Origin of the sequence: Clostridium sp. DL-VIII, assembly GCF_000230835.1 — a bacterium.
In the GTDB taxonomy this organism is placed as follows: Bacteria; Bacillota; Clostridia; order Clostridiales; family Clostridiaceae; genus Clostridium.
On record NZ_CM001240.1, the window covers coordinates 6,288,494 to 6,313,302 of the forward strand.

Here is a 24,809-nt window from a genome sequence, read left to right on the forward strand (position 1 = left end):
TAATCTTCGAACAAAATTAAAAGTAACTTCCATTCCTACTAGTTTAATCAAGTAAATTTTTATTCCGTATTATTATAGCATAATTTATTTGTTTTGTTCATGTTTTTTAAAATATGACAAAATACTATTTGCAGCCTTACTATCAATTGACTCTGTTTCCATTAATTCACCTAATGTCGCCTTTTTTATATTGTCAATACTTCCGAACTTCATAAGAAGTGCCATCCTTCTCTTCTGCCCAACATTAGGTATATCATCTAATATTGAATGTAGCGTTCTCTTATCTCTTAAACTTCTATGATATGTGATAGCAAATCTATGAACTTCATCCTGAATTCTTCGTATCAATTGCATTAAGTTCGAATTCCTATTTATTATCAATTCATTATTGTTATAAATTATTCCTCGTGTTGCATGATAATCATCTTTAACTAATCCACACACTGGTATATTTATTCCCAATTTTTCTAGAACTTCAAGAGCTACATTTACCTGCCCTTTTCCACCATCCATCATTATTAAATCCGGAAAATTAGAAAATTTCCCATTAGAAAATTTAATTTTCTTTTCTTGAATTTCTTGTATTTCCTTTAAGCCATGAGAAAATCTTCTTTCTAATATTTCTCTCATACTATCATAATCATTGGCACTTTTTACTGTCTTTATACGAAATCTTCTATAATCGCTATTTTTAGCTTTGCCATCTTCAAATACAATCATTGATCCAACAGAGTCAACACCTTGTATATTGGATATATCATAAGCTTCAATTCTTAAAGGTAAACTGTCCAGTTCAAGCAAATCTTGTATTTGCTCTAAGCTTACCATATTTATCTCCTTATCCATTAATATTTTGTCTTTAAACTGGTCCAATGTAACTTTCGCATTGTTTTTGACTAGTTCCAGCATATCCTTCTTTTCACCTTTTATGGGAATTTTAACAAAAACCTTTGAGCCACGCTTTACGCTCAAGAATTCTTCTAAAGCTTCTATCTCATCACTTTCTGGTATATAAATATTCTTAGGAACTTTTGGAGTGCCACCATAGAAAGAAACAATAAACTGTGAAATAACTGTTTTATCATCTTCATGAGCACTATTTTCAATAACAAAATGTTCTCTTCCAGTAACCTTTCCATCCCTCGAGAAAAATACCTGAATACAACAGTCCTTTTCATCTTTATATATATTTATGAAATCCTCATCATTTTCCTGAGATTTAAATACCTTTTGCTTTTCTGCTATGCTCTCTATAGCTAAAATTTTATCTCTTAAAGATGCAGCTTTTTCAAACTCTAATAATGATGAAGCTTCCTGCATATCTTCCTTTAATTTATTTATAAGAGTTCTATCTCTTCCACTCAATACATCCATAATTTCATCTATCATACGTCTATACTCATCTTTTGAAATATGACCTTCACATGGTGCATTACACTTTTTTATGTGATAATTTAGACATGGTCTTGTGTGTTTTCCACCTTCTATAATCAACTTTTTACAAGTTCTCAAAGGAAAAATCTTTCTGATCATATTTATTGTCTCATGAACAGCCCCTGCATTAGGATATGGTCCAAAGTATTTATTTCCATCCTTTGCATAATTTCTGGTTATGAAAACTCTTGGGAAATCTTCATTAGTCGTTATTTTTATAAAAGGATAAAATTTATCATCTTTTAGGGATATATTATATTTAGGACTATATTTTTTTATTAAATTACATTCTAGAATTAATGCTTCCATTTCGGAATCGGTGACTATATACTCAAATTCAGAAATATTTTTAACCATTGCTTTTACTTTTTCTGAATGATTCTTAGAATTTTGGAAGTATTGTCTTACTCTATTTTTTAACACCTTTGCTTTACCCACATAAATGATTTCACCAAGGCTATTTTTCATTAAATAGACACCTGGTTTATCAGGTAAAATTTTTAGCTGGGCTTTAAAATCAAACATAATATTCACCTCCACGTTAAAGTCTATAGTAACAAATGCCCCAGAAGCAACTCTCCTGGGGTATTTTTTGTATTAAATTACTTATTATTTACAGCTGCACTCATCATCTCTCCCGCTATTGGCGCTGCTGCACTTGCTCCATATCCTCCATTTTCCACTATAACTGCCACTGCAATCTTTGGATTATCTGCCGGTGCAAATCCAATAAACCATGAATGAGGTTTTGCACTTTGACCATTTGCAAGATTATAGTCTGCTGTACCTGTCTTTCCGGCTGCATTAGTTCCTTTAAAGAATCCCCATGAAGAATCGACTCTTGAATCAACTAGATTCTTCATATAATCTTTTATGATAGCCGAATCTCCACTACTTATAACCTGCTTATCTAATTTTGGTTGCATTGTTTTAAGTACATTTCCATCCTTATCTATTACTTGATTCACAAGTCTTGGCTCCATCATCTTACCATCATTAGCCACTGTACTTGCAACTAATGCCATTTGCATTGGAGTTGCTAAAATACTACTTTGTCCTATACCTGATTGGGCTATGCTTCCAATTTCAGCCTTTGAGAGTTTCGGGAACTGACTTTGTGCAATAGTAAATCCATCAGAATCAATAGTACTATTAAATCCAAACTTTTCAGCCGTAGCTTTTAGCTTATCATTTCCAAGCTCCATTGCTAAAGTTCCAAATACAAAGTTACTTGATAATCGATATGCATCCTTTAAATTTATCTCACCATTTACTTCTCCATTATCATTGCTTAGGGACTGTGTATCATTAAATACTATTTTACCAGTGTCATTAAAAGTTCTATTTGTAATGCCTGGTATATTTTCTAAAGCACTGCTAAGTGTAACTGTCTTAAAAGTTGATCCTGGTGGATACTTTCCAGAAGTTGCCCTGTTAATTAAAGGGCTATTATCAGCTATACCTGCATTTGCAGCCTTCATTGAAGCTTCCAAATCATTTGGATTATATGTTGGTTTTGAAACCATTGCTAGTACTTCTCCTGTTTTAGGATTTAAAGCAACCACAGCTCCTTTATTACTTCCAAGAGCATCATATGCTATTTTTTGAAGAGCTGGATCAAGTGTTGTTATAATTCCATTACCGATTTTATCCTCATCTTCTTTTCTATTTTCAAACATATCTTTTAATTTAGCTATACTAAAGTCTTTCGTAAGATTCAAAAGATTATTCGAGAGTTTACTATAAGTTGTTAATTCGCTATCATAACTTTCTTCTAAGCCTGTTAAACCATATCTAGGGTCAACGTAACCTATAGCATGAACATATAAGTCTCCACCAACATACGTTCTCTTTTGTGTAAGAGCATCTACACGTGCACTTTGAGTAAGCGGATTTTTATTTCTATCGTATATAGTTCCTCTTAAAACTTCATTTCTCTTGGCCCAAAGCCTTTGATTTCCTGCTCCTTCTGCTATAGCAGGCGCTGAAAAAACTTGAAAATATGCTATATATGAGATAAGAGCTACAAAGCAGAATAAAAATACTATCATTACTTGTTTTATACTATTAGAAACATTTTTCAATTTTTAGCCCTCCTCCGATATCTTTTGTAGTATTGCTAATGCAAAAAACATAGTTATTATTGACGAACCTCCGGCACTAATAAGAGGTAATGTGATACCTGTTAATGGTATAACTGCAAACACTCCTCCAATTATAACTAAAACCTGACAAGCTATCATAGCACTAAAACCTACCGTATTAAGCATAGAAAATCTATCTGTAACTCTAAATGCCGCTCTCATTCCTCTATAGAAAAACAAGAAATATATTATCATAATTCCAAGACCAAATACCATTCCCAATTCTTCACATATTACTGCAAAAATTAAATCTGAAGTATTTACTGGTACAAAGCCTGGGTAGCCTTGGCCAAGTCCGCTTCCAAACATTCCACCTGAAGAAATTGAATATAATCCTTGAACTATTTGATATCCCGTTGTGTCATAATACTTCCAAGGATTCTGCCATATTATTACTCTCTCTCTTACATGAGCAAATAACTTATATGATATTATAGATCCTAGAACGAATAGTACAAGTGTTATCAATACATACTTTTTCTTTCCAGTAGCAACATAGAGCATTGTTAATGCAATACCAAAGAATATTAAAGCTGATCCTAAGTCCTTTTGAATAACTAAACATCCAAGTGAATACATAACTACTAAAGCCGGCTGCCAAAGCTGCTTAAAATCCTCTATAATGTTATTTTTGTCTTCATAATCATGTAAAGCTGCAGCCAGATATATCACAAAGGTTATCTTACCAAATTCCGATGGCTGAATACTAAATCCACCAATTGTAACCCAGTTAGTTGCACCATAAACTTCTTGATGTGCTAAAAGTGCTATAGGCATAATTAATAAAGTTGCTATCATATATATCTTCTTATATTTAACGAATTCCCTTATATCCGGGATCGCTACTACTAGAGCAATAAATATAACAACTCCTACTGCAAACAAAATCAATTGTTTAATAGATACGCTAGTATCTAACCTATATAATATAGCTATTCCTATAACTGACAATATACATGCAAATGTAATTAAAAATTTATCTCCCTGGGGATAAAACTTTCGTATTACAATCTGAGTAACTGTTATTAATACACATACTATTACTCCCATATATATAGCGCCTTTATCTAGTTGATCTTTTAATACTGCTAAATTAGTGAAAAGCGCCATACATAATAAATATGTCAAAACCAATAACTTTACTTCATCTCTTTTTATTTTCAATCCGTATCACCCCGTTATGTCTATTTCCTTGACATCTAAACCTTGCCTTAACTCATCAAAAACAATAATTATAAGTTATAATTATTGTTTTCATGTTTGATATCTATGTGTTTTTATCTTAAAATTTTAAAAACCGCTGTTCCAACCTTTATTTCATCTTTATTAGCTAATTTTGCTTTACCATTTAGCTTATTACCATTTAAATAAGTACCATTTGTACTATTCAAATCTTCTAAATATAACGTATCATTTCTCACTATAATCTTTGCATGACATCCCGAAACATGCTGATCTCCTAAAACAATTGAATTATTGTCTTTTCTACCTATTGTCAAATCTGATCTTATTGGAATTATAGCTCCCTCTTTTAAATCCCTGCTTTCTCCAGAACTTATGATTTCTAATCCATAATTTCCTTTTACCATAGGTGGTCTTCTCTTTTTACCACCATTCTTAACATCTCTATACATTATCTTTAATGCATAATATATTATTACATATAGTATAACAATAAAAACTACTCCAAAAATCCCAGCAATTATTTTTGAAAAACTCATATTTCCACCTCAATATATCTATTTCCATCTTTTAACAAGCATATGAAAAATAATTATTCTTAAATGCATACTTATTAAATTTTACATATAACTGTCTTACTAATGATTATACAATAAAAAAGTAAATATGGTATATTAAATACTTCTTAAAATTGAGCTTCTTAATTATTTTTTATATTATGATTTATGTAAAACACGTTCATACCATATTTTCTTTCATAATGCTTCAATTGTCAATTTTAAATTATTTATAATTAATCATTAGTCTTCTAATTACACTTTGTATATTACTTTTTCATACTTAGCTCACTAATTAAGGATTTTCTTTAGATATTTTCCTGTATATGATGCTTCAACCTCACAGAGTTCTTCTGGTGTACCTGTTTTTATGATAGTTCCTCCCTTATCTCCGCCTTCTGGACCTAAATCAATAAGATAATCTGCACACTTTATCATGTCTAAATTATGCTCGATTACAACTACAGTATTTCCCGCCTCTACTAACCTTTGAAGTATTTCTACTAATCTATTAACATCATCTATATGCAAACCTGTTGTTGGTTCATCTAATATATATAATGTCTTACCTGTACTTCTCTTTGACAATTCATATGCTAATTTTATTCTTTGAGCTTCTCCTCCTGATAGTTGAGTTGATGGCTGGCCTAATCTGATATACCCAAGTCCAACATCATTTAATGTTCTTAATTTATTTTCAATTCTAGGTATATTCTCAAAGAACTTCAAGGCTTCTTCAACTGTCATATTTAGCACATCATCTATATTTTTGCCTTTATACTTAACCTCTAAAGTTTCTCTATTATATCTTTTTCCTTTACAAACTTCACATGGCACATATACATCTGATAAAAATTGCATTTCTATTTTAATTATTCCATCACCGGAACAAGCTTCGCATCTTCCACCTTTAACATTAAAGCTAAATCTTCCTTGCTTATATCCTCTCATTTTAGCTTCTGTAGTCTGTGAAAATAATTCTCTTATTATATCAAAAGTACCTGTATATGTTGCTGGATTAGAACGCGGAGTTCTTCCTATGGGACTTTGGTTTATATCTATGATTTTATCTATATTTTCATATCCAGTTATTTCTTTATGATTACCAACTGGATTTTTACTTTTGTTAACCAATTTATTTAATCCCTTATAAAGTATTTCATTTACTAAAGTACTTTTTCCAGAACCCGAAACCCCTGTAACTATAGTTAAAGTCCCAAGAGGTATTGATATATTTACGTTCTTCAAATTATTTTCTTTCGCACCTATAACTTTTATATTTTGTCCATTTCCTTTTCTTCGTACTTTTGGTGTAGGAATTGATTTGCTTCCAGTTAAATATTGTCCCGTTATTGAGTCTTTGCACGCCTTTACTTCCTCCAAAGTTCCAGCAGCAACAACTTTTCCTCCATGTTCGCCTGCACCAGGGCCAATATCAACAATATAATCGGCTTCCTTCATAGTATCTTCATCATGTTCTACAACAATTACTGTATTTCCAACATCTCTTAAGTTCTTTAAAGTATGTATCAATCTGTCATTATCTCTTTGATGCAAGCCAATACTAGGCTCATCTAAAATATATAAAACTCCCATAAGCGCTGATCCTATTTGAGTTGCAAGCCTTATTCTTTGTGATTCTCCACCTGATAAAGTTCCAGAACTTCTTGCTAGATTTAAGTAATCAAGACCAACATCTAATAAGAACTGTAATCTATTTTTAATTTCTTTTACAATCTGCTCACTAATAATTCTATTCTTTTCAGAGAATTCTATTCCATTTATGAAATTAAGTTCATCTTTTATTGACATACTTGTAAATTCATATATGTTCTTTCCTCCAACAGTAACCGCTAATACTTCTTTTTTTAATCTAGCACCTTTGCATTTAGGACAGAAATCATTACTCATATACTGCTCTATATCACCTTTTATAAGATCTGAGTTACTTTCTCTATATCTCCTGCTTAATGCATTAATTTCTCCTTCAAATGCATAATAATATGTCGATTTAACTCCATCTTTAATATATTTAACCTCAAGTCTCTTTCCTTCTGTACCATACAATAGTAAATCAACATGCTGTTTATCTAAATCCTTTATAGGCTTATTTAAATCTAATCCATATTCTTTTGATAGTGCTTGAAGTATTGCATATGTCCAAGAATCATCCTTAAGTCTTCCACTTCCCCAGCTGGCTACAGCACCTTCCATAATACTCAATTCCTTATTAGGTATAACTAATTTTTCATCAATCTCCATTAAAGTTCCAAGTCCATCACAATGGTCGCACTTCCCAAATGGAGCATTAAATGAAAATAATCTAGGTTCTAGTTCAGGAATACTTATTCCACAATCTGGGCAAGCAAAATTTTCGCTAAACAGTGTATCTTCACCATCAATAACACTTGCAATCACTAATCCTTCTGCCATTTTCAAGGCTGCTTCTATTGACTCTGTAAGCCTTCCTTCGATATCTTCTTTTATTACAATTCTATCTATAACTGCTTCAATATTGTGCTTCTTATTCTTATCCAATTTAACTTCTTCTTCAGTTAAATCATATATTTCTCCATCTATTCTGGCTCTTACAAAACCATTTTTCTTTATATTTTCTAGTACTTTTTCATGTGTTCCCTTTCGTCCTTTAATTATAGGAGCTAAAATTTGAAGTTTAGTTTTATCCCCAAAGCTCATAATTTTATCAACAATTTGATCCACAGATTGTTTAGTAATTTCTTTTCCGCACTTAGGACAATGAGGTATACCAACTCTTGCATATAATAATCTTAAATAATCATATATTTCAGTTATTGTACCAACCGTTGATCTTGGATTTTTACTTGTTGTTTTTTGATCTATTGATATGGCTGGTGAAAGTCCTTCTATATACTCTACATTAGGTTTATCCATCTGCCCTAAAAACTGTCTTGCATAAGAAGATAATGACTCTACATATCTTCTTTGACCTTCTGCATATAATGTATCAAAAGCCAAAGATGATTTACCTGAACCTGATAGACCTGTGAATACAACTAATTTATCTCTTGGTATTTCTAAACTTACGTTTTTTAAATTATTAACTTTTGCACCCTTAATTATTATTTTATCGTTCATTACAACCCCCTGAAAATTCAGTTAACAATTAACAAATAATAGTTAACAGTTCTTATTCTTAATTCTTTACTTTTATTTAATACAATATTCTGATTTAAAATATTACTTACTAGCACCTTTTAGTTCATTTATAATATCTCTAAGTTCTGCTGCTCTTTCAAATTGAAGATTCTTTGCTGCAAGTAGCATTTCTTCTGTAAGATCCTTAATTAGCTTATCTTTTTCCTTCTTATTAAGCTTCTTCTTATCCCCAGCTTTATACTCTTCAATTTCTTCGGCTACCTTCGTCGCTTCTATTACATCTCTTACGTCCTTTATTATTGTTGTTGGAATTATTCCATTTCTATCATTGTAATCTTTTTGTATAGCTCTTCTTCTTTCAGTTTCCTTCATAGCTTTATCCATCGATTTTGTTATATTGTCAGCATACATTATAACTCTGCTTTCCGAATTTCTAGCTGCTCTTCCTATAGTTTGGATTAACGAGGTTTCTGACCTTAAAAAGCCTTCTTTATCAGCATCCAAAATTGCAACAAGTGCAACTTCTGGTATGTCCAAACCTTCTCTCAATAGGTTTATTCCTACTAATACATCATATTCTCCAAGTCTCAAATCCCTTAAAATTTTCATTCTTTCAATAGTATCAATATCCGAATGCATGTAAGTCACCTTAATTCCAAGCTCTGTTAAATATTTAGTCAAATCTTCAGCCATACGCTTAGTTAAGGTTGTTATTAATGTCCTAAATCCACGTTCTGTAGTTGTTTTAATCTCTCCATACAAATCATCTATTTGTCCCTTTATTGGTCTTATAACAATCTCTGGATCAAGTAATCCTGTAGGCCTTATTATTTGTTCTGCAATTTCCTCTGAATTATCTATTTCATACGCAGCTGGTGTTGCACTTACAAAAACTATCTGGTTAATTTTCTTTTCGAATTCTTCAAATTTTAAAGGCCTATTATCATATGCACACGGAAGCCTAAATCCATAATCAACTAAAGTATTTTTTCTTGATCTATCTCCTGCATACATTGCTCTAACTTGTGGCAGCGTTACATGACTCTCATCAATAAACATCAAGAAGTCTTCTGGGAAGTAATCTATTAAAGTTTTAGGAGGCGTTCCAGGCCCTCTTCCATCTAATATTCTTGAGTAATTCTCAATTCCGCTGCAATAACCCATTTCCTTTATCATTTCAATATCAAAATTGGTTCTCTGTCTCAATCTCTGTGCTTCCAAAAGCTTATCTTGAGCATTGAGTTCCCTAAGTCTTTCTTCTAACTCCCCTTCAATTGTTCCAATTGCCTTATCGATAGTTTCCCTGGAAGTTGCAAAGTGGGATGCTGGAGTTATTGCAACATGATTTCTTTCTCCAAGGATACTTCCCGTTAACACATCAAATTCTCTTATTCTATCAATTTCGTCTCCAAAAAATTCAATCCTAATTCCTTTATTAGAATATGAAGCTGGAATTATATCTAAGGAATCTCCCCTAACTCTAAAAGTACCTCTAGAAAAATCTATATCATTTCTCTCATATTGAATTTCTATGAGTTTCTTTATAATGTCATCTCTTTCTCTCTGCATGCCAGTCCTAAGACTTATTGTTAATTTTTTATATTCATCTGGATTACCAAGACCATATATACACGAAACAGATGCAACAATTATTACATCTCTTCTTTCAAAAAGAGCAGAAGTCGCTGAATGCCTTAACTTATCTATTTCATCATTTATAGATGCATCCTTCTCTATAAATGTATCCGTTTGAGGTACATATGCTTCAGGTTGATAATAGTCATAATATGATACAAAGTATTCGACTATATTATCTGGAAAAAACTCTTTAAATTCCGAACATAACTGTGCTGCTAAAGTTTTGTTATGGGCTAAAATCAAAGTAGGCCTTTGAAGTTTTTCAATAATATTCGCCATAGTAAATGTTTTTCCTGAACCAGTTACCCCAAGCAAGGTCTGCCCTCTGTTACTATGTTTTATTGAATCAACCAACTTATCAATAGCTTGTGGCTGATCTCCTGTAGGTTTAAATTTAGAATGTATTTTAAATTCTCCCATGATTATGCCTCCTTCTCGAACAGATATTCGCATCATATGTATATTTTACTTTTCAATAGATGTTAAGTCAACAAATTATCCAGTTAATTTTCTAATTAATTATTTCTTCTAATTATGATCTAAAAGTTAAAATATTATAATTACTTAAAGAAAAAAGTGGCTATGCCACCTTCTCTGATTATAATTTCTTATTTTCATTTTTATCATCACTAATCTTATCTTTTGAATCTTTAAGATCACTTAAAACACTACTAAAGCTATTCTCATTAACTGGGACAACCTCTTCCTTATTTATATTTCTAGGAACTAATAAAATTCCAAGTCTTGATTTCTTATCGTGCCTAAATTCAATATCACGTATGATTCCATTAGAATCCTTTATTTTCAAACTTGCATTATATAAGTTTTTCTTTATAATCGAATACACATCTGACTCTGAATTAATATTCGTCCCATTAATTGATATAAGCTTATCTTCAATGCTAATTCCAAATTCTCTAATCTTAGAATCTGATGCAATTTCTAAAATCGTCAGTCCCTCTTCATCACTCACAAATTTTGGACTTCTCTTATTCTCATTTCTCACCTGATATCTTAACATAAATTCATGAGCTGCAGGCATGAAAATTATACCCAATATTTCGCCTAGTATTCCAAATCTAGCAGCTTGAGCCACAATAGTTAATATTACCCCATAAATTAAAATGTACAATCCCGAAGATATTGCTTTTCCTCTTTTACTCCTCGTAAATGTAACTGATGAATATCCAAGCATCGTGTAGAAAGGAAATATTGATATTACACTGCTGGCTAGTAAAATCAAATTTGATGGTGTGCTCAGCAATGGCCACCAACTTGGACTTTGTATTATTTCTGTAGAATAATCTATTGAAGAATTATTCATAGAAATTGCAATCATTATGGCTACAGGTAATACCCAATATCTTTTTAGTGCATATCCGCCTAGAATCTTCCCATCTTTATTGGTGAATACAGGAATCGCACCTCTGTCTCCATCTAGCATTACTAGTATGCCTTCAATAATATGAAAGATTCCTATAAACGTTATTAAACCAAGTATATCAATGTCCAATATTAAGTTGCCTAAATATTGCGAACTAAATTCATTTACTAATTTAATTAAAATACTTATAGCTCCTAAAATAGCTGCAGAATATGAAAAGCATATTAGCCTTGGTTTTGCAAAAGCTAATAATATCGATATAAAGAACAGAAACATTATCCCTGAATTTTCAGTAAAAACTATGCCTAAACTTGAAAAAATCAAGCTTCCTATACTTCCGCCTAAAATTCCAAAAACAAGTTGAGATAGTGTAAGTTCAACGGATGAATTTACACTACCTCCCAAAATCAATTTTTGCATTGCTATTATTTTTTTATTTTTAAGATATAGAATTACCATTAGGATTATTAGCAGAAAAGCTAATGGGGGCGTTACTATTGCTCCTGCCACATTCCTTAGCGTATATATAAATAGACTCATTTTATTTCCCCCTACTGTATCTTTTCCTCTATTTTTTGGATTGCTGTCTTTAATTGCTCATCTGCATTTTTATCATATCCTTTTTCATCTATGCCTACTGGTGTGGTTACATCAAAGTTAGGTGCTATCCCTTTTTGATGAATATTCTCCCCGTTTGGTGTATAGTATTTAGAAGTAGTCACTTTAAGTCCGCCAACTCCATTATCAAATTTAAATGATTGTTGAACTATTCCTTTTCCAAAGGTTGTTTTACCCACAATCGTTGCAATTCCATAATCTCTTAAAGCACCTGTAACGACTTCTGACGCACTTGCACTGTTTTCATTAACTAAAAGAACTAATGGAATATCTTCGGCATCCCCACCAACTGATAATGAATCATTTCTATTGTCATATTTATCAATAGTATAAGTTATTATCTTTCCTTTTGGTATGAATTGAGATGCAACTCCAACAGCTTCACTTAACAGCCCTCCTGGATTTTCTCTCAAATCCAATATCATACCTTTCATGCCTTGACCTTTTAGTTGATCAACCGTATTTTTAAAATCTTCTGCTGTGTTCTCATTCATAAAAGTTTTTATACGAATATAACCTATTGAAGAATCCTGCATATTTCCTTCCACTGATTCAATCTTTACTTTTTCAGGAACTATATTCACATCAAAGTCTTCTTGTTCAGCCCTCTTAATAGTTAATTTCACCTCTGAACCGTTAGCTTGCGCAATCATAGACGTTGTTTTATCTAAATCATCACCCGAAACGTCTACATCATTTACTTTTTCTATTGTATCATTTTCCTGCAAACCTGCCTTATCAGCTGGCGCTCCCTTAACTACTTCTAGAATTACGACTTTTCCATCTTTCAAAGCTACAGTTACACCTATTCCAGTAATACTTCCATTGCTTTGTTTCATGAAATCCTCATACTCTTCTTCATTCATAAATACTGTATATTTATCTCCTAATGAACTAGTCATACCTTTAATTGCACCTTCTAAAAGAGCATTATCATCAATGTCACCATCATATTTTTCAAGCAGTTTATCTCTAACTGTAAAAAGTGCTGAATATTTACTCTTATCATTAATCTGTTCTGCAGTACTTTCAACTTGCGAAGATGGAGTCTTCACCAAGAATATTCCCTTTGTGGCCATGTAGTTTCCTGCATATAATGAGATAAAACTAATGATTCCTATAAAAGTGATAATACCAACAAAATAAATTATTGATATTATCCCACTTCTCTTTTTTCTACTATTTGCAAATATATATCTTCTTGAGTCCTTCACCTATAAAGACTTCCTTTCATATGCATTATAAACATAATCCCACTTTGATATCTTTATAGACAAACTGGATTATCATGCAAGTTTTAGATTTTATGGTGTTAGATTTTATTCCCTATATTCTATGATTATACTTATTTGCAAAAATTATACCACCAAGAACTTTCTTAATGCAATTATACTAGCAAGTCCACCAATTACAATTCCACCAATCATAAATTGCCATGATAATATTGTTAAAATATATGTCACTGGTACCAAACTTATAAACACTAATTGTTTAGATATCCATCCAACCAAAGCATTATATGCAACTAATAACGCTCCACACGCCAAAATTGCTCCTATTAGACCTATTACCATACCTTCAATAACAAACGGCCATCTAATAAACCAGTCAGTAGCCCCTACAAATTTCATAATTCCAACTTCTCTTCTTCTTGAATATACTGTTAATTTAGTTGTATTCATTATTAAGAAAACTGAAACTCCTATTAATATTACAAATAATACAGCTCCAACTAACTTTATTCCTTTTACTATTCCTACAATCTTATTGACAAGCTCTTGTTGATCTCCTATGCTTTCAATTCCTTGAAGATCCTTTATTCCATCAGCTACAGCTGACGCATATTCTGGAGATTCTAGTTTTACTGTAAATGATGCATTAAATGGATTGTTCTGCAATGTATATCCTTTTAATAACCCATCATTGTCGTTTGTCGTATTTTGGAAATTATTGAATTCATCTTCCTTTGACTGATATACTACATCTTTAACACCATCAATTTCTCTTAACTTAATCTCAATCTCTCTTTGATCTATTAGTTTTATATCATCTTTCAGAAAAACCTTTAATTCTACTTTACTTTGTACATTATCAATTCCTTTATTTATATTGCTAGCCATTAACAAAAATATTCCCAATACAAAAAAGGTTATAAGAACAGTAACCACTGAAGCAATACTAATAGTTTTATTTCTTTTTAAACTTTTAAACGCGTCTTTAATAAAATGGATAATAGTATTAATTTTCATCTTCGTACTTACCTCTCTTCTCGTCTCTAGCAACTTCCCCTTTTTCAATAGCTATAACTCTTTTTTTCATATAGTCAACAATTTCTTTAGCATGAGTGGCCATTAAGACAGTAGTTCCAGACTTGTTTATATCCTCAAGTAATGACATTATTTCTCTTGCGGTATCTGGATCTAAATTACCTGTGGGCTCATCTGCTATTAGCACAGATGGATTATTAACTAACGCCCTTGCTAAGGAAACTCTTTGTTGTTCTCCTCCTGATAACTCATTAGGGAACATTTTATATTTGTGAGATAATCCTACTAAAGACAGTACCATTGGAACTCTTCTTCTTATATCTTTTGGTGGTGCTTCTACAACTCTCATTGCAAACGCAACATTCTCATATACATTAAGACTTGGTATTAGTCTAAAATCCTGATATACCATTCCTATCTTTCTTCTATAATAAGGTATTTGCTTTCTTGTAATTGCTGATAGATCCTTGTCTCCAACTATAACTTTCCCATTAGTAGGTTCAATTTCTTTTAGAAGCATTTTTATGAAAGTAGATTTTCCCGATCCACTTGGTCCTACCAAAAATACAAATTCTCCTGCTTCTATCTCGACATTAATATCCGACAAAGCTTTTACATTATTGTCATAAACTTTAGATATTCCTCTAAATTCGATCATATTTAAACACTCCTTCTTTATTGCATATCCCACAAATTAATTATAAAACCTACAAAATCAATTATAACATAATAATACCTCCTAATGTTGTACAAATTTATTAAATATTAATCCATTATTGACAATTATTATGTTTTGTGTATAACATACCATTCCATTGGCAAGTCCAGCTTTTTTAGTTGAAAGTACCTTATAGAACCTTCGATTTAATCAATGAGCAAAATAGTAATAATTAAAAAACTTACCATAGTTTATAATTCATGGTTTACAGTTACGAGCTAAGAGTTAAGAATAAAAAACGTCTGACTCCTCAAAAACATATATTTCAGAAATCCCTGAAGGGGAAAGGTCATGCTCCGAATCTTGTATTTTTTCAGCAGAACTTTCTCTTTTAGCTTCATCCTTAACTTGTCGCTTATATCTTATCAGTTATAACTATCAAAGACAGAAGTTTAGTGTTACCAATTTAGTTTATACGTTAAATATCTATAATTTTTACTTTAAATCATTAAATCCTTCCCCGAGTACTTCATGAACTTCTCCTACTGTTATAAAAGCTTCAGGATCTATCTCTTTTATAAACTTCTTTAATTTTATAAATTCATTTCTGCTTAGAACTGCATAAAGAATATTATTCTCTTTTCCTGTATATGCCCCTACTCCAGTTAAAAATGTACATCCTCTATCTAATGTATCTATTATATATCTACTTATCTCATAATTATTATTGCTGATAATAAATATACTTTTACACGCATTAAATCCTTCTATAACTCTATCAATTAGTACCCCAAGCAATATTATACTTAACATGGAATACAATGCCACATCTACACCAAACACAAGTGCACTTACAAGTGTTATTACAAAATCAACCGCTAATAAAGATTTTCCTATTTCTAAATGAAAAAATATATTTAGCATTTTAGCTAATATATCTGTTCCTCCAGTTGATGCATTTTCATTAAATACAAGAGCCATTCCAATAGCTGAAATTAGCGCTCCAAATATAGTAGCTATCATCAAATCGTGTGTTATAGCTACTGGATTCAAGAACCTTTCAATTGCCCATATCATTATAGATAACCCTAAGCTTGCATAAATAGTTTTTACTCCAAACTTACCATCTATAAATATGACTGCAACTATAAATAATAATCCATTCAAAACAAAGCTTATCACACCTATTGATAGGGTTGGGATAACTGCATTCAGAATTATTGCTATTCCTGTAACGCCTCCTGCAGCAATATTATTGGGTGCATAGAAGTATTCAATTGCAAATGCAACTAGAATTATTCCAAAGGTTATTATGCTATACTCCTTAAGTTTTGATGTTTTCATTTTATCTTCCCCTTTACATTTCTATTAATATTAAAATTTTCCTTCCTAGTTTTCCTTGTTTATTTTGCATTATTCAAAAATAAAAAAAGTACAGGATGTAACTATTCTGCAAAGCCACAATCCTGCACTTTTATTATTCAATATTTAATTAATTCTACATTTAATCTTAAATGACTTCTTACGAGTAAGAACTCAAGATTGTGTTACTTCTTCAAAGAAATAGCCTTTTTACTATGCTCTACTATGGCTTCTACTGTTAAACCATAAGCTTTTAAAAGCTCGTTTGGCTTTCCACTTTCACCAAAAGTATCTTTTATTCCTACCCTTAAAACTGGAACCGGGCATTCTTCTGCTACTACTTCAGCAACTGCTGAACCTAAGCCACCTATTATACTATGTTCTTCAGCCGTAACTATTGCTTTAGTTTCTTTAGCTGCTTTAACTAATAGTTCTTTATCAATTGGCTTTATAGTATGTATATTTATTACTCTAGCATTAATTCCATCCTTTGACAAGACTTCTTTAGCTTCTAAAGCTAATTCAACCATCATCCCTGTTGCTACTATAGTAACATCGTTACCTTCTGATAAAGTTATACCTTTGCCAATTTCAAACTTATAACTTTCTGCATCATTTATAGTACTTACTGCTAATCTTCCTAATCTTACATAGCAAGGTCCTTTGTATTCTGCTATAGCTAATATTGCTGCTTCTGTCTCTACTGCATCCGCTGGATTAATTACTGTCATATTAGGAATACTTCTCATTAATGATATATCTTCAATTGATTGATGAGTAGCTCCATCTTCTCCAACTGTTAATCCTGCATGAGTTGCACAGATTTTAACATTTAAATTAGGGTAACATATAGAATTTCTAATTTGTTCAAAAGCTCTTCCAGCTGCAAACATTGCAAAGGTGCTGGCAAATGGAATCTTTCCACAAGTTGAAAGACCAGCTGCAACTCCCATCATATTTGCTTCTGCTATTCCCATATTTATGAATCTTTCTGGTGAAACAGCTTTAAATTCTGCTGTCTTAGTAGATTTTGATAAATCAGCATCTAATACTACAACATCTTTATTTAAATCTGAAAGTTTCACCAATGCTTTACCATATGCTTCTCTAGTTGCTACTTTATTCCCCATTAGTTTATTCCTCCAATTTCCTTTAATGCTTGCTCACATTGTTCTTTACTAGGAGCTGCTCCATGCCATCCTGCATTATTTTCCATGAATGAAACACCTTTTCCTTTTATTGTATTACATATTACAACAGTTGGTTTTCCTTTAAATTCTCTAGCCTTTGCGATTGCATCTATGATTTCATCATAATTATGGCCATCTATAGTTAATACATTCCAACCGAAGGCCTCAAATTTTTTATCTATTGGCCCTGGATTCATTACATCTTCTATATTACCATCTATTTGTAATCCATTATTGTCTACAAATGCAGTTAAGTTGTCTAATTTATAATGAGCTGCTGACATTGATGCTTCCCAAACCTGACCTTCTTCAAGCTCTCCATCACCTAAAACTGCATATACTCTATAGTCTTTTTTATCAAGCTTTCCTGCTAATGCCATTCCTACAGCTGCTGAGATACCTTGCCCTAAAGAACCTGTAGACATATCAATCCCTGGCAGATCATTCATATTAGGATGTCCTTGTAATCTTGAACCAGTTTTTCTTAGAGTATTTAATTCCTCTACTCCAAAATATCCTTTTCTAGCTAAAGCGCTATATAATGCTGGCGCTGCATGTCCTTTTGATAAAACAAATCTATCTCTATCAGGATCATTTTGCTTAGATACATCTATATTCATCTCTTTGAAGAATAATACTGCCATAACATCAGTTATTGATAAAGATCCTCCTGGATGTCCTGATGCTGATTCTGTGAGCATAGATACTATATCTCTTCTCATTAGCTTTGAAACTTCTTCAAGTTTGTATTCATTATTCATTACACAACCCCCTGTTATTAATCTATTTGAACATTTAATATTATGTTTCCTTTTTAACATAATTATTCTAACACAGAAATTATCATTTGTATACTCTATTTAAATATGTGATATACTTTTTATGCTTCTTTTTTATATAATACAACCTGTTTATATAAAAAGAGTAGCATAAATTTCATTTATACCACTCTTCTTCTTCACCATAAATATTAAAATCAAAATTTAATCCTACCACCAATTAGGCACTTATTAAATAAAATTAAATATATATTCAACTTTGGTCATTGAATTAGCTCTTCACTTTGATCTCTGAATAATTTTCTATTCATTTCTTATATTAACTTAAGTTTAAGCTTACTGCTAATGCCTTATCAACCTTCTTCATGTCAGCTTCAGTCATATGTCCAATTTTTTCTTTTAATCTTCTCTTATCTAATGTTCTTATTTGTTCTAGTAAGACAACAGAATCTCTATTTAATCCATATTCCTCTGATGAAATCTCAACATGAATGGGAAGTTTTGCTTTATTTATTTGTGATGTTATTGCGGCAACAATAACCGTAGGACTATATCTATTTCCAATATCATTTTGTATTATAATAACAGGTCTTATGCCACCTTGCTCCGAACCTATAACTGGACTTAAATCCGCATAAAAAATTTCCCCTCTTTTTACTACAATGTTTGCCATTTTTAATTAATCACACTCCGCAAATCCATGCCTCATACTCATTAACATCATCTAACATATATTCAAAACCTAATTTAGAATATTCTAAGTTTATTTCAGCCATTTCTTGATAACCTTTTTTCATTAGCTCTTCAAAGTCCGCTGAAATTCCTTCGTTAATATATTGTATTAACGATTTCTCCATAATTCCACTACTTTTTCTAATTTTCTTGTTTTCAATATTTCTACTTTTTTTATTCTTCGCGCTATTTAGACTATTTATTGACATAGTTCCGCCTCCATAGTAGTAAAAAGTTTTTCTAACTATGATTATATTGCAAATTATGTCAATTTGTCAAAGGATTTGTATAATTAATTTTACATATCATACATTCCCCTTTTTATTTAATTCTAAATTCTTTGCAATCTATATGTACTTTAATTGATACATTCTACTTAGGTACATCCTCTTTTAATGTTAATGCTTGGCCTGATTTTATTTAGTATTTTTTGAATTTAAAACAAATTATTATTTAAATTTTTTTCTTTTTTAAAATCTTTATAAGTTATCAATATTCTTTCTTTATCATTATCATCTAAAATTTTTAATAGAACTGGAACTTTCTTATTTTTATCTATATAAAATTCAGCCTTATTTAAGTGCTTATTTTTATTATTATATTCTATATCTAACTGCAAATATACTCCATCACCCCATTCAGCTTTCACTTCTTTAATATCGCCACTCTGTTGATTTGATAATATATTTTCTATGAATGCTAGCGGATAGATTACATCTATATCCTTATCAAGTGTAAACTCTTCATCCTCCCCTTGTACTTTAATTTCCCCTCCTTTATAAACTTTAACTCGCTTGTATCCATCGTTAAATTCTATCCGCGAACCCTTTCCCATGCTATAATATTGCATTGTGCTCTCCTTGGATTCTGATTTTGAATTTATGAATGAATACTCTACTTTACTGCTATAACATTTAGTATTCTTTAAATCATTAACTATATCTTCATCCGAGGGCATAATGACCTGCCTGCATAAAACGATTAACAAGATTATAAATATTGGAATAAGTATAAGTATTCCAGCTATTAAAGCTTTATTATTTAAAAGTTTTTTTAAATACATAAGTCCTCCAAAGTTTTATTACTATGTATACTATTTATGAAAACTTTGAGACTTTTATTCTTAATTAAGTAATAATACTGTTAATTTCTTTAGGTAATTCATCTATAATATCTCTTGCATTTACTATGTAAACTTCTTTGCCTAACCTATCCGCTATATTCCCATGAATGTATGCACCTAAAAGAACTGATTGTTCTAAATTAACTCCCTGTGAAAGAAATGCATTTATTATTCCAGTTAACGCGTCTCCCATACCTCCCGATGCCATTTTACTATTACCGGTAGGATTTATATAAATATACTTTCCATTTGAAATCACAGTATTATATCCTTTTAATAGCACAACTATCCCATATTGCTTTGCAACTTCTTTGGCTATTTTAATTCTATTTGATTCTACCTCATCAATAGTCACTCCAAGAAATTGTGCCATTTCACCTGGATGTGGGGTAATAATTGCCCTGCCTCTTAATTTATCTAATAAAGATTTATTTCTTCCTAATAAAATAATCCCATCTGCATCAATAACAATTGGGCACTTACTTTCATTTATAATTTTCTCCAGCATATTCATCTCTCTATCGCCAGTTCCAACTCCAGGTCCAAAAGCAATAGTCGCTGCATTCCTTAATAACTTACCTACATCCTCATTCCAAGTTAATGTCATAGCTTCTAGTATTCTACCTGCTAGTACTGATTGAACTTCGTCCTTACATATTAATGTAGTCAATCCAGCTCCTGCCCTAATAGTACATTCCGTTGTAATCAAAGCTGCACCCGTAAATCCTTTTCTTCCCGCTACAATCAATGCTCTGCCATAATTGCCCTTATGTCCATACACGAGCCTTTTGGGAATAAATCCTTTGTATTCCTTTTCTTCAAGAATATAAAACCTCTCAGAATTACTCTTTTTTATTCGCTCTGGTATTCCTATTTTTAATATCTTTAAAGTTCCGACACAATTAATCGCTTCATAATTTAAAAATCCTTGTTTAACAACTTCAAATGTATATGTAAAATTTGCATGTACGGCAATTCCTCTCTCTTTCCCTGAATCACTATCCAAGCCAGATGGAATATCAATAGCTGTAACTAACTTTGCATAACAATTTATATGCTCTATTATTTTTTTAAACATTCCTTCTAAATCTCTATTAAGACCAACCCCAAAAATTCCATCAACCACTACATCGTAATTTTTCAAATCATCGATTACATCATCATTTATGTCATCTTCTGACTTTATGAACACAAGATCTTTTTTATCAATTAATTTCTCTAAGATATTAAAATTAACTCTAAAATCATTTGTATAACTTTTATCTTTGCTCACAATATAAACCTTTACCCTTTTTCCGGCAAATACCAAATGTCTGCATAATGCTAATGCATCGCCTCCATTATTGCCCTTACCACATAAAATTAAAAATGATTCTCCCTTTTCTACCACTTCTTTAAATATTCCTATTGCAGCATTTTCCATAAGCACAATTCCAGGTATTCCAATTTCCTCAATGCTTTGTCTATCCATTTCCTTGCATTGTTTAGCCGAAAAAACTTCATACATTATATTACCTCCATTACTGCATAGGCAATTGCATTTTCCTTACTATGTGAAATACTAATATGGATATTGAATTCTTTTATGTCTATCAGCTTATAAAGCTTATCACTAAGATGCACAACTGGCTTTCCCAATGAATCTCGTAATATTTCAATATCTTTAAGTCCAAATCCTCTAAAACCAGTTCCTAATGCTTTACTGACAGCTTCCTTGGCTGCAAAATTACCTGCAATTATATTACTTTTGAGTCCCTTTGAGTTGAAATATTCAATTTCACTATTAGTAAATGATTTTATAATAAAATTTTTTGTTCTATTTACTGCTTTCTCTATTCTATTAATTTCTATTATATCTGTGCCAATTCCAATAATCATATTTGACCGCCTTTCTTAGTAATATCTTACCATATATTAGCGTAAATATTTAATTATTGATATACCTTCAGCCTAATTTATAACTTTTTCATTTATTCCAGTATCAAATTCGTATACATGTTCATCTGCATATGCACCCACAATATCAACTAAGTGAAGTGGAGATACTTGATTATTATATAACTTCATTAGTATCTGTTTCACTTTATGCCTGTGAATTGATATCATATCTATTCTTTCTCTCTCTAGGTTTACATTTTTTAAGTCAACATAATCTTTTCTTTCAATTTCAATACCGTATGCTGTTATTCCCTTATAATCTTTTTTTATGAGTCTATATGCATATCTAAATTCTACATCACCATCACAATTAATAGATGAATACTCCTCAACTAAATTCATAACCTCTCAACTCCCTAATATAATATTTTTGCCTACAACTTTATACTATCACATAGCATATCAATAAATTGTCAAAGCATGTCCATGTTTTCAATATTTATATATTTTTTATTGACAATAAAACTTCTTCATTTAGCTTTTACAACATATAGATACTTAATGCCCTTATTTTTTAAATACTATATGTCGAAATACAATATTTTCTCTTTAAATATTATATGCATATTTTAATGTGCCTTGTATTTATTGTAAAATAAAAAAAGAGCTAACAGCTCTTTTTTTACCTCAAAATCTCTCTCTACTTTACCACAATTGAAATATATCACGGATATCGTTTACATGCTATTATTATAACATATATTCACATAATTACAACACTTTTAAAAAAATTTATTTAATTGGATTGAAAAATTTTTTTCATCTTAATAACATATAAAATATGTTTCTATGCTTAGAACGCTTAACACAAAAAGATTATACTATTTACTATAACCTTTATCAATTGAAGTTGTTATCTTTTCATTAAATATACTCTTTACAAAAAAACAACATTTCATTAATGAACTATCTTAGGGAAAATAATTTATTTATACATCTAATTTTATTAAATATATATGTTTCCAAAATTAAGGCTTATATAAAAAAGTTATCTAAATTCACATCAATTCACCTCAATAACATAATCTAGATAACCTTTTTACTTCTTGTACAAGTCGCTTTATATATTTATTTTTGCTAAAATTAATATGTAAATCAACTACTACTCTTCAAAATCTTGTGCTTGAGCTTTTCTATTTTCAAGAAACTTAAAATCCTCTGCCACAACTTCTGCTATATATTTTCTGTTTCCATCTTTATCTTCATAACTACCTGTTCTAAGCCTTCCACTTAATGTTATAAGACTTCCTTTCTTCATATACCTAACAATAACCTCAGCTTTTTTGCCCCAAACTTTGATTGGTATAAAATCGGCTTCTCTAACTCCATCGGGTAATCTAAAATTTCTCTGTACTGCAATAGTAAATTTAGTATAAATTTTATCACCGTTCTCAGTGTGCCTAAGTTCAGGGTCTTTAACTAATCTTCCTAATAATATTATTTTATTCATTTCTTACCTCCTGAATATTTTTCTTCTAAAGTTATATCCAGTTCAATAATTTATATTCACCTAAAATAAAAAAATTTATTTATGATTTTATTACATGAGTTTTATTTTTATTTTTATTTTGATTTATAACAAAATTTATTTCTATTCCTAGAATAAATATAATTGATATTAAAAATAACCAAGTCATAAGTATAAATACAGCGCCAAGGCTTCCATAGAATCTTGAATAATTTCCAAAGTTATCAACATAAAAAGAAAATCCTAATGATACTATAATCCATCCTATAGTGCTAAATATGGATCCTGGAATGACTTCTATCCATATAAGTTTTTGGGCTGGTGCAAATATATAGATACCAACAAATATAATTATCATAATAATAAATATAAAAGTATATCTAAATATACCCCAAAGAGCCAACATTACTCTGTAAACCGAATGAAATTTTTCGATGTATTCACTTATTACATTTCCAAAGACCAATATTATTAAAGACAATATCATAGTTAATGCTAGTGCCAATATTCCTGCGATTGAAATAATCGAAAGTTTAATAAAAGATCTATTTTCCTTAAAATCATATGCTTTATTTACACTATTAATTATAGCTTTAAACGCAGATGATGACGTCCATACCATTAGTAGAATAGATATTCCTAATAATCCAGTATACTCATTATCAAATACTTCCTGTATTGTTGATTGCGTTAAATCTAATATACTTTTGGGTAGCATTACGCTGAGCTGATTTAATACATCACTGGAACTCAAACTACTAAGACCTGCTAATGTCATTAAAAACAATATAAATGGAAAGAATGATAGCATTAGATAATATGCCAATTGAGATGCTAATGCGAATACATCATCTTTTTTTACTTTTTCTATAAGGCTCATTAATAAGTTTATTTTATTCTTTAAATTTTTAATCATCATATGTTCCTATCACCAGTCTTCTCTTAAAATATTTACTTTTATAACACTCAATTTAAAATTACAATACTTATTTTATTCTATTTTTATTAATTCTATGTAATATAGTGGATGTCTGTATACTAATGCAAGGCTTATTTGATAAAGCTCTTCAGAATACTCTCCGTTCGGATTAGTTCATATAACAAAGTGACTCTGCTACATTTTAATTGTTAACTAAAACTTTTATAGTTCCTAGTCCCATAAACTTTATCCACTGAGAAAATCATATAGCTTTTTGT

At 30.7% G+C, this 24,809-nt stretch carries 21 protein-coding genes; all 21 read right to left on the reverse strand.

Translation table 11 applies throughout. From position 1 onward, the window contains the following. Positions 1–84: 84 nt before the first annotated feature. The 21 genes from uvrC to CDLVIII_RS28445 all read right to left on the reverse strand — a co-directional run bounded on the left by uvrC (position 85) and on the right by CDLVIII_RS28445 (position 24,531). The gene (gene uvrC / locus CDLVIII_RS28345) at positions 85–1,959 is read right to left on the reverse strand and encodes an excinuclease ABC subunit UvrC (protein ID WP_009172925.1); all 1,875 of its coding nucleotides are present in this window, start codon (positions 1,957–1,959) and stop codon (positions 85–87) included. Positions 1,960–2,036: 77 nt separating this feature from the next. Then, positions 2,037–3,518, reverse strand: coding sequence for a penicillin-binding transpeptidase domain-containing protein (locus CDLVIII_RS28350; RefSeq protein ID WP_009172926.1), 1,482 nt, complete (start codon positions 3,516–3,518; stop codon positions 2,037–2,039). Positions 3,519–3,521: 3 nt separating this feature from the next. Then, positions 3,522–4,742, reverse strand: a complete 1,221-nt coding sequence (locus CDLVIII_RS28355) for an FtsW/RodA/SpoVE family cell cycle protein (RefSeq protein ID WP_009172927.1) — start codon at positions 4,740–4,742, stop codon at positions 3,522–3,524. Between the two features lie 113 nt (positions 4,743–4,855). Next, positions 4,856–5,299 carry an FHA domain-containing protein gene (locus tag CDLVIII_RS28360; protein WP_009172928.1) on the reverse strand — a complete coding sequence of 148 codons (444 nt, stop codon included), beginning with the start codon at positions 5,297–5,299 and terminating at the stop codon, positions 4,856–4,858. Positions 5,300–5,608: 309 nt separating this feature from the next. Beyond that, the gene (gene uvrA, locus CDLVIII_RS28365) at positions 5,609–8,434 is read right to left on the reverse strand and encodes an excinuclease ABC subunit UvrA (RefSeq protein ID WP_009172929.1); all 2,826 of its coding nucleotides are present in this window, start codon (positions 8,432–8,434) and stop codon (positions 5,609–5,611) included. Positions 8,435–8,536: 102 nt separating this feature from the next. After that, positions 8,537–10,513 carry an excinuclease ABC subunit UvrB gene (uvrB, locus tag CDLVIII_RS28370; RefSeq protein WP_009172930.1) on the reverse strand — a complete coding sequence of 659 codons (1,977 nt, stop codon included), beginning with the start codon at positions 10,511–10,513 and terminating at the stop codon, positions 8,537–8,539. Positions 10,514–10,691: 178 nt separating this feature from the next. Then, positions 10,692–12,017 (reverse strand): signal protein PDZ, encoded by a 1,326-nt coding sequence (locus CDLVIII_RS28375; RefSeq protein ID WP_009172931.1) that lies wholly within the window; start codon positions 12,015–12,017, stop codon positions 10,692–10,694. Between the two features lie 11 nt (positions 12,018–12,028). After that, positions 12,029–13,309 (reverse strand): S41 family peptidase, encoded by a 1,281-nt coding sequence (locus CDLVIII_RS28380; RefSeq protein WP_009172932.1) that lies wholly within the window; start codon positions 13,307–13,309, stop codon positions 12,029–12,031. 144 nt (positions 13,310–13,453) lie between these two features. Further along, the gene (gene ftsX, locus CDLVIII_RS28385) at positions 13,454–14,344 is read right to left on the reverse strand and encodes a permease-like cell division protein FtsX (RefSeq protein ID WP_009172933.1); all 891 of its coding nucleotides are present in this window, start codon (positions 14,342–14,344) and stop codon (positions 13,454–13,456) included. Further along, entirely contained in the window at positions 14,334–15,020 is a 687-nt protein-coding gene (gene ftsE, locus CDLVIII_RS28390) for a cell division ATP-binding protein FtsE (RefSeq protein WP_009172934.1), read from the reverse strand. Before ftsE ends, ftsX begins: the two co-directional genes overlap by 11 nt. 495 nt (positions 15,021–15,515) lie before the next feature. After that, positions 15,516–16,364, reverse strand: coding sequence for a YitT family protein (locus CDLVIII_RS28395; protein ID WP_009172935.1), 849 nt, complete (start codon positions 16,362–16,364; stop codon positions 15,516–15,518). A gap of 203 nt (positions 16,365–16,567) precedes the next feature. Further along, the gene (locus CDLVIII_RS28400) at positions 16,568–17,512 is read right to left on the reverse strand and encodes a transketolase family protein (protein WP_009172936.1); all 945 of its coding nucleotides are present in this window, start codon (positions 17,510–17,512) and stop codon (positions 16,568–16,570) included. Further along, entirely contained in the window at positions 17,512–18,333 is an 822-nt protein-coding gene (locus tag CDLVIII_RS28405; protein WP_009172937.1) for a transketolase, read from the reverse strand. Before CDLVIII_RS28405 ends, CDLVIII_RS28400 begins: the two co-directional genes overlap by 1 nt. A gap of 337 nt (positions 18,334–18,670) precedes the next feature. Beyond that, positions 18,671–19,024 (reverse strand): type II toxin-antitoxin system PemK/MazF family toxin, encoded by a 354-nt coding sequence (locus tag CDLVIII_RS28410; RefSeq protein ID WP_009172938.1) that lies wholly within the window; start codon positions 19,022–19,024, stop codon positions 18,671–18,673. Positions 19,025–19,034: 10 nt separating this feature from the next. Next, complete coding sequence (locus CDLVIII_RS28415; protein ID WP_009172939.1) at positions 19,035–19,292, reverse strand: hypothetical protein; 258 nt, start codon at positions 19,290–19,292, stop codon at positions 19,035–19,037. 227 nt (positions 19,293–19,519) lie between these two features. Continuing rightward, positions 19,520–20,146, reverse strand: a complete 627-nt coding sequence (locus CDLVIII_RS28420) for a germination lipoprotein GerS-related protein (RefSeq protein ID WP_009172940.1) — start codon at positions 20,144–20,146, stop codon at positions 19,520–19,522. Positions 20,147–20,210: 64 nt separating this feature from the next. Continuing rightward, positions 20,211–21,713 carry a bifunctional ADP-dependent NAD(P)H-hydrate dehydratase/NAD(P)H-hydrate epimerase gene (locus CDLVIII_RS28425; protein ID WP_009172941.1) on the reverse strand — a complete coding sequence of 501 codons (1,503 nt, stop codon included), beginning with the start codon at positions 21,711–21,713 and terminating at the stop codon, positions 20,211–20,213. After that, positions 21,713–22,084: a holo-ACP synthase gene (gene acpS / locus CDLVIII_RS28430; RefSeq protein ID WP_009172942.1), complete on the reverse strand. Its 372-nt coding sequence runs from the start codon at positions 22,082–22,084 to the stop codon at positions 21,713–21,715. Before acpS ends, CDLVIII_RS28425 begins: the two co-directional genes overlap by 1 nt. A 72-nt stretch (positions 22,085–22,156) precedes the next feature. Continuing rightward, on the reverse strand, positions 22,157–22,486 hold the full coding sequence (locus CDLVIII_RS28435; protein ID WP_009172943.1) for a DUF6514 family protein: 330 nt from the start codon (positions 22,484–22,486) through the stop codon (positions 22,157–22,159). A 760-nt stretch (positions 22,487–23,246) separates the two neighbouring features. Beyond that, entirely contained in the window at positions 23,247–23,594 is a 348-nt protein-coding gene (locus tag CDLVIII_RS28440) for a single-stranded DNA-binding protein (RefSeq protein ID WP_009172944.1), read from the reverse strand. 79 nt (positions 23,595–23,673) lie between these two features. Next, the gene (locus CDLVIII_RS28445) at positions 23,674–24,531 is read right to left on the reverse strand and encodes a YihY/virulence factor BrkB family protein (RefSeq protein ID WP_035301964.1); all 858 of its coding nucleotides are present in this window, start codon (positions 24,529–24,531) and stop codon (positions 23,674–23,676) included. Positions 24,532–24,809: the final 278 nt, after the last annotated feature.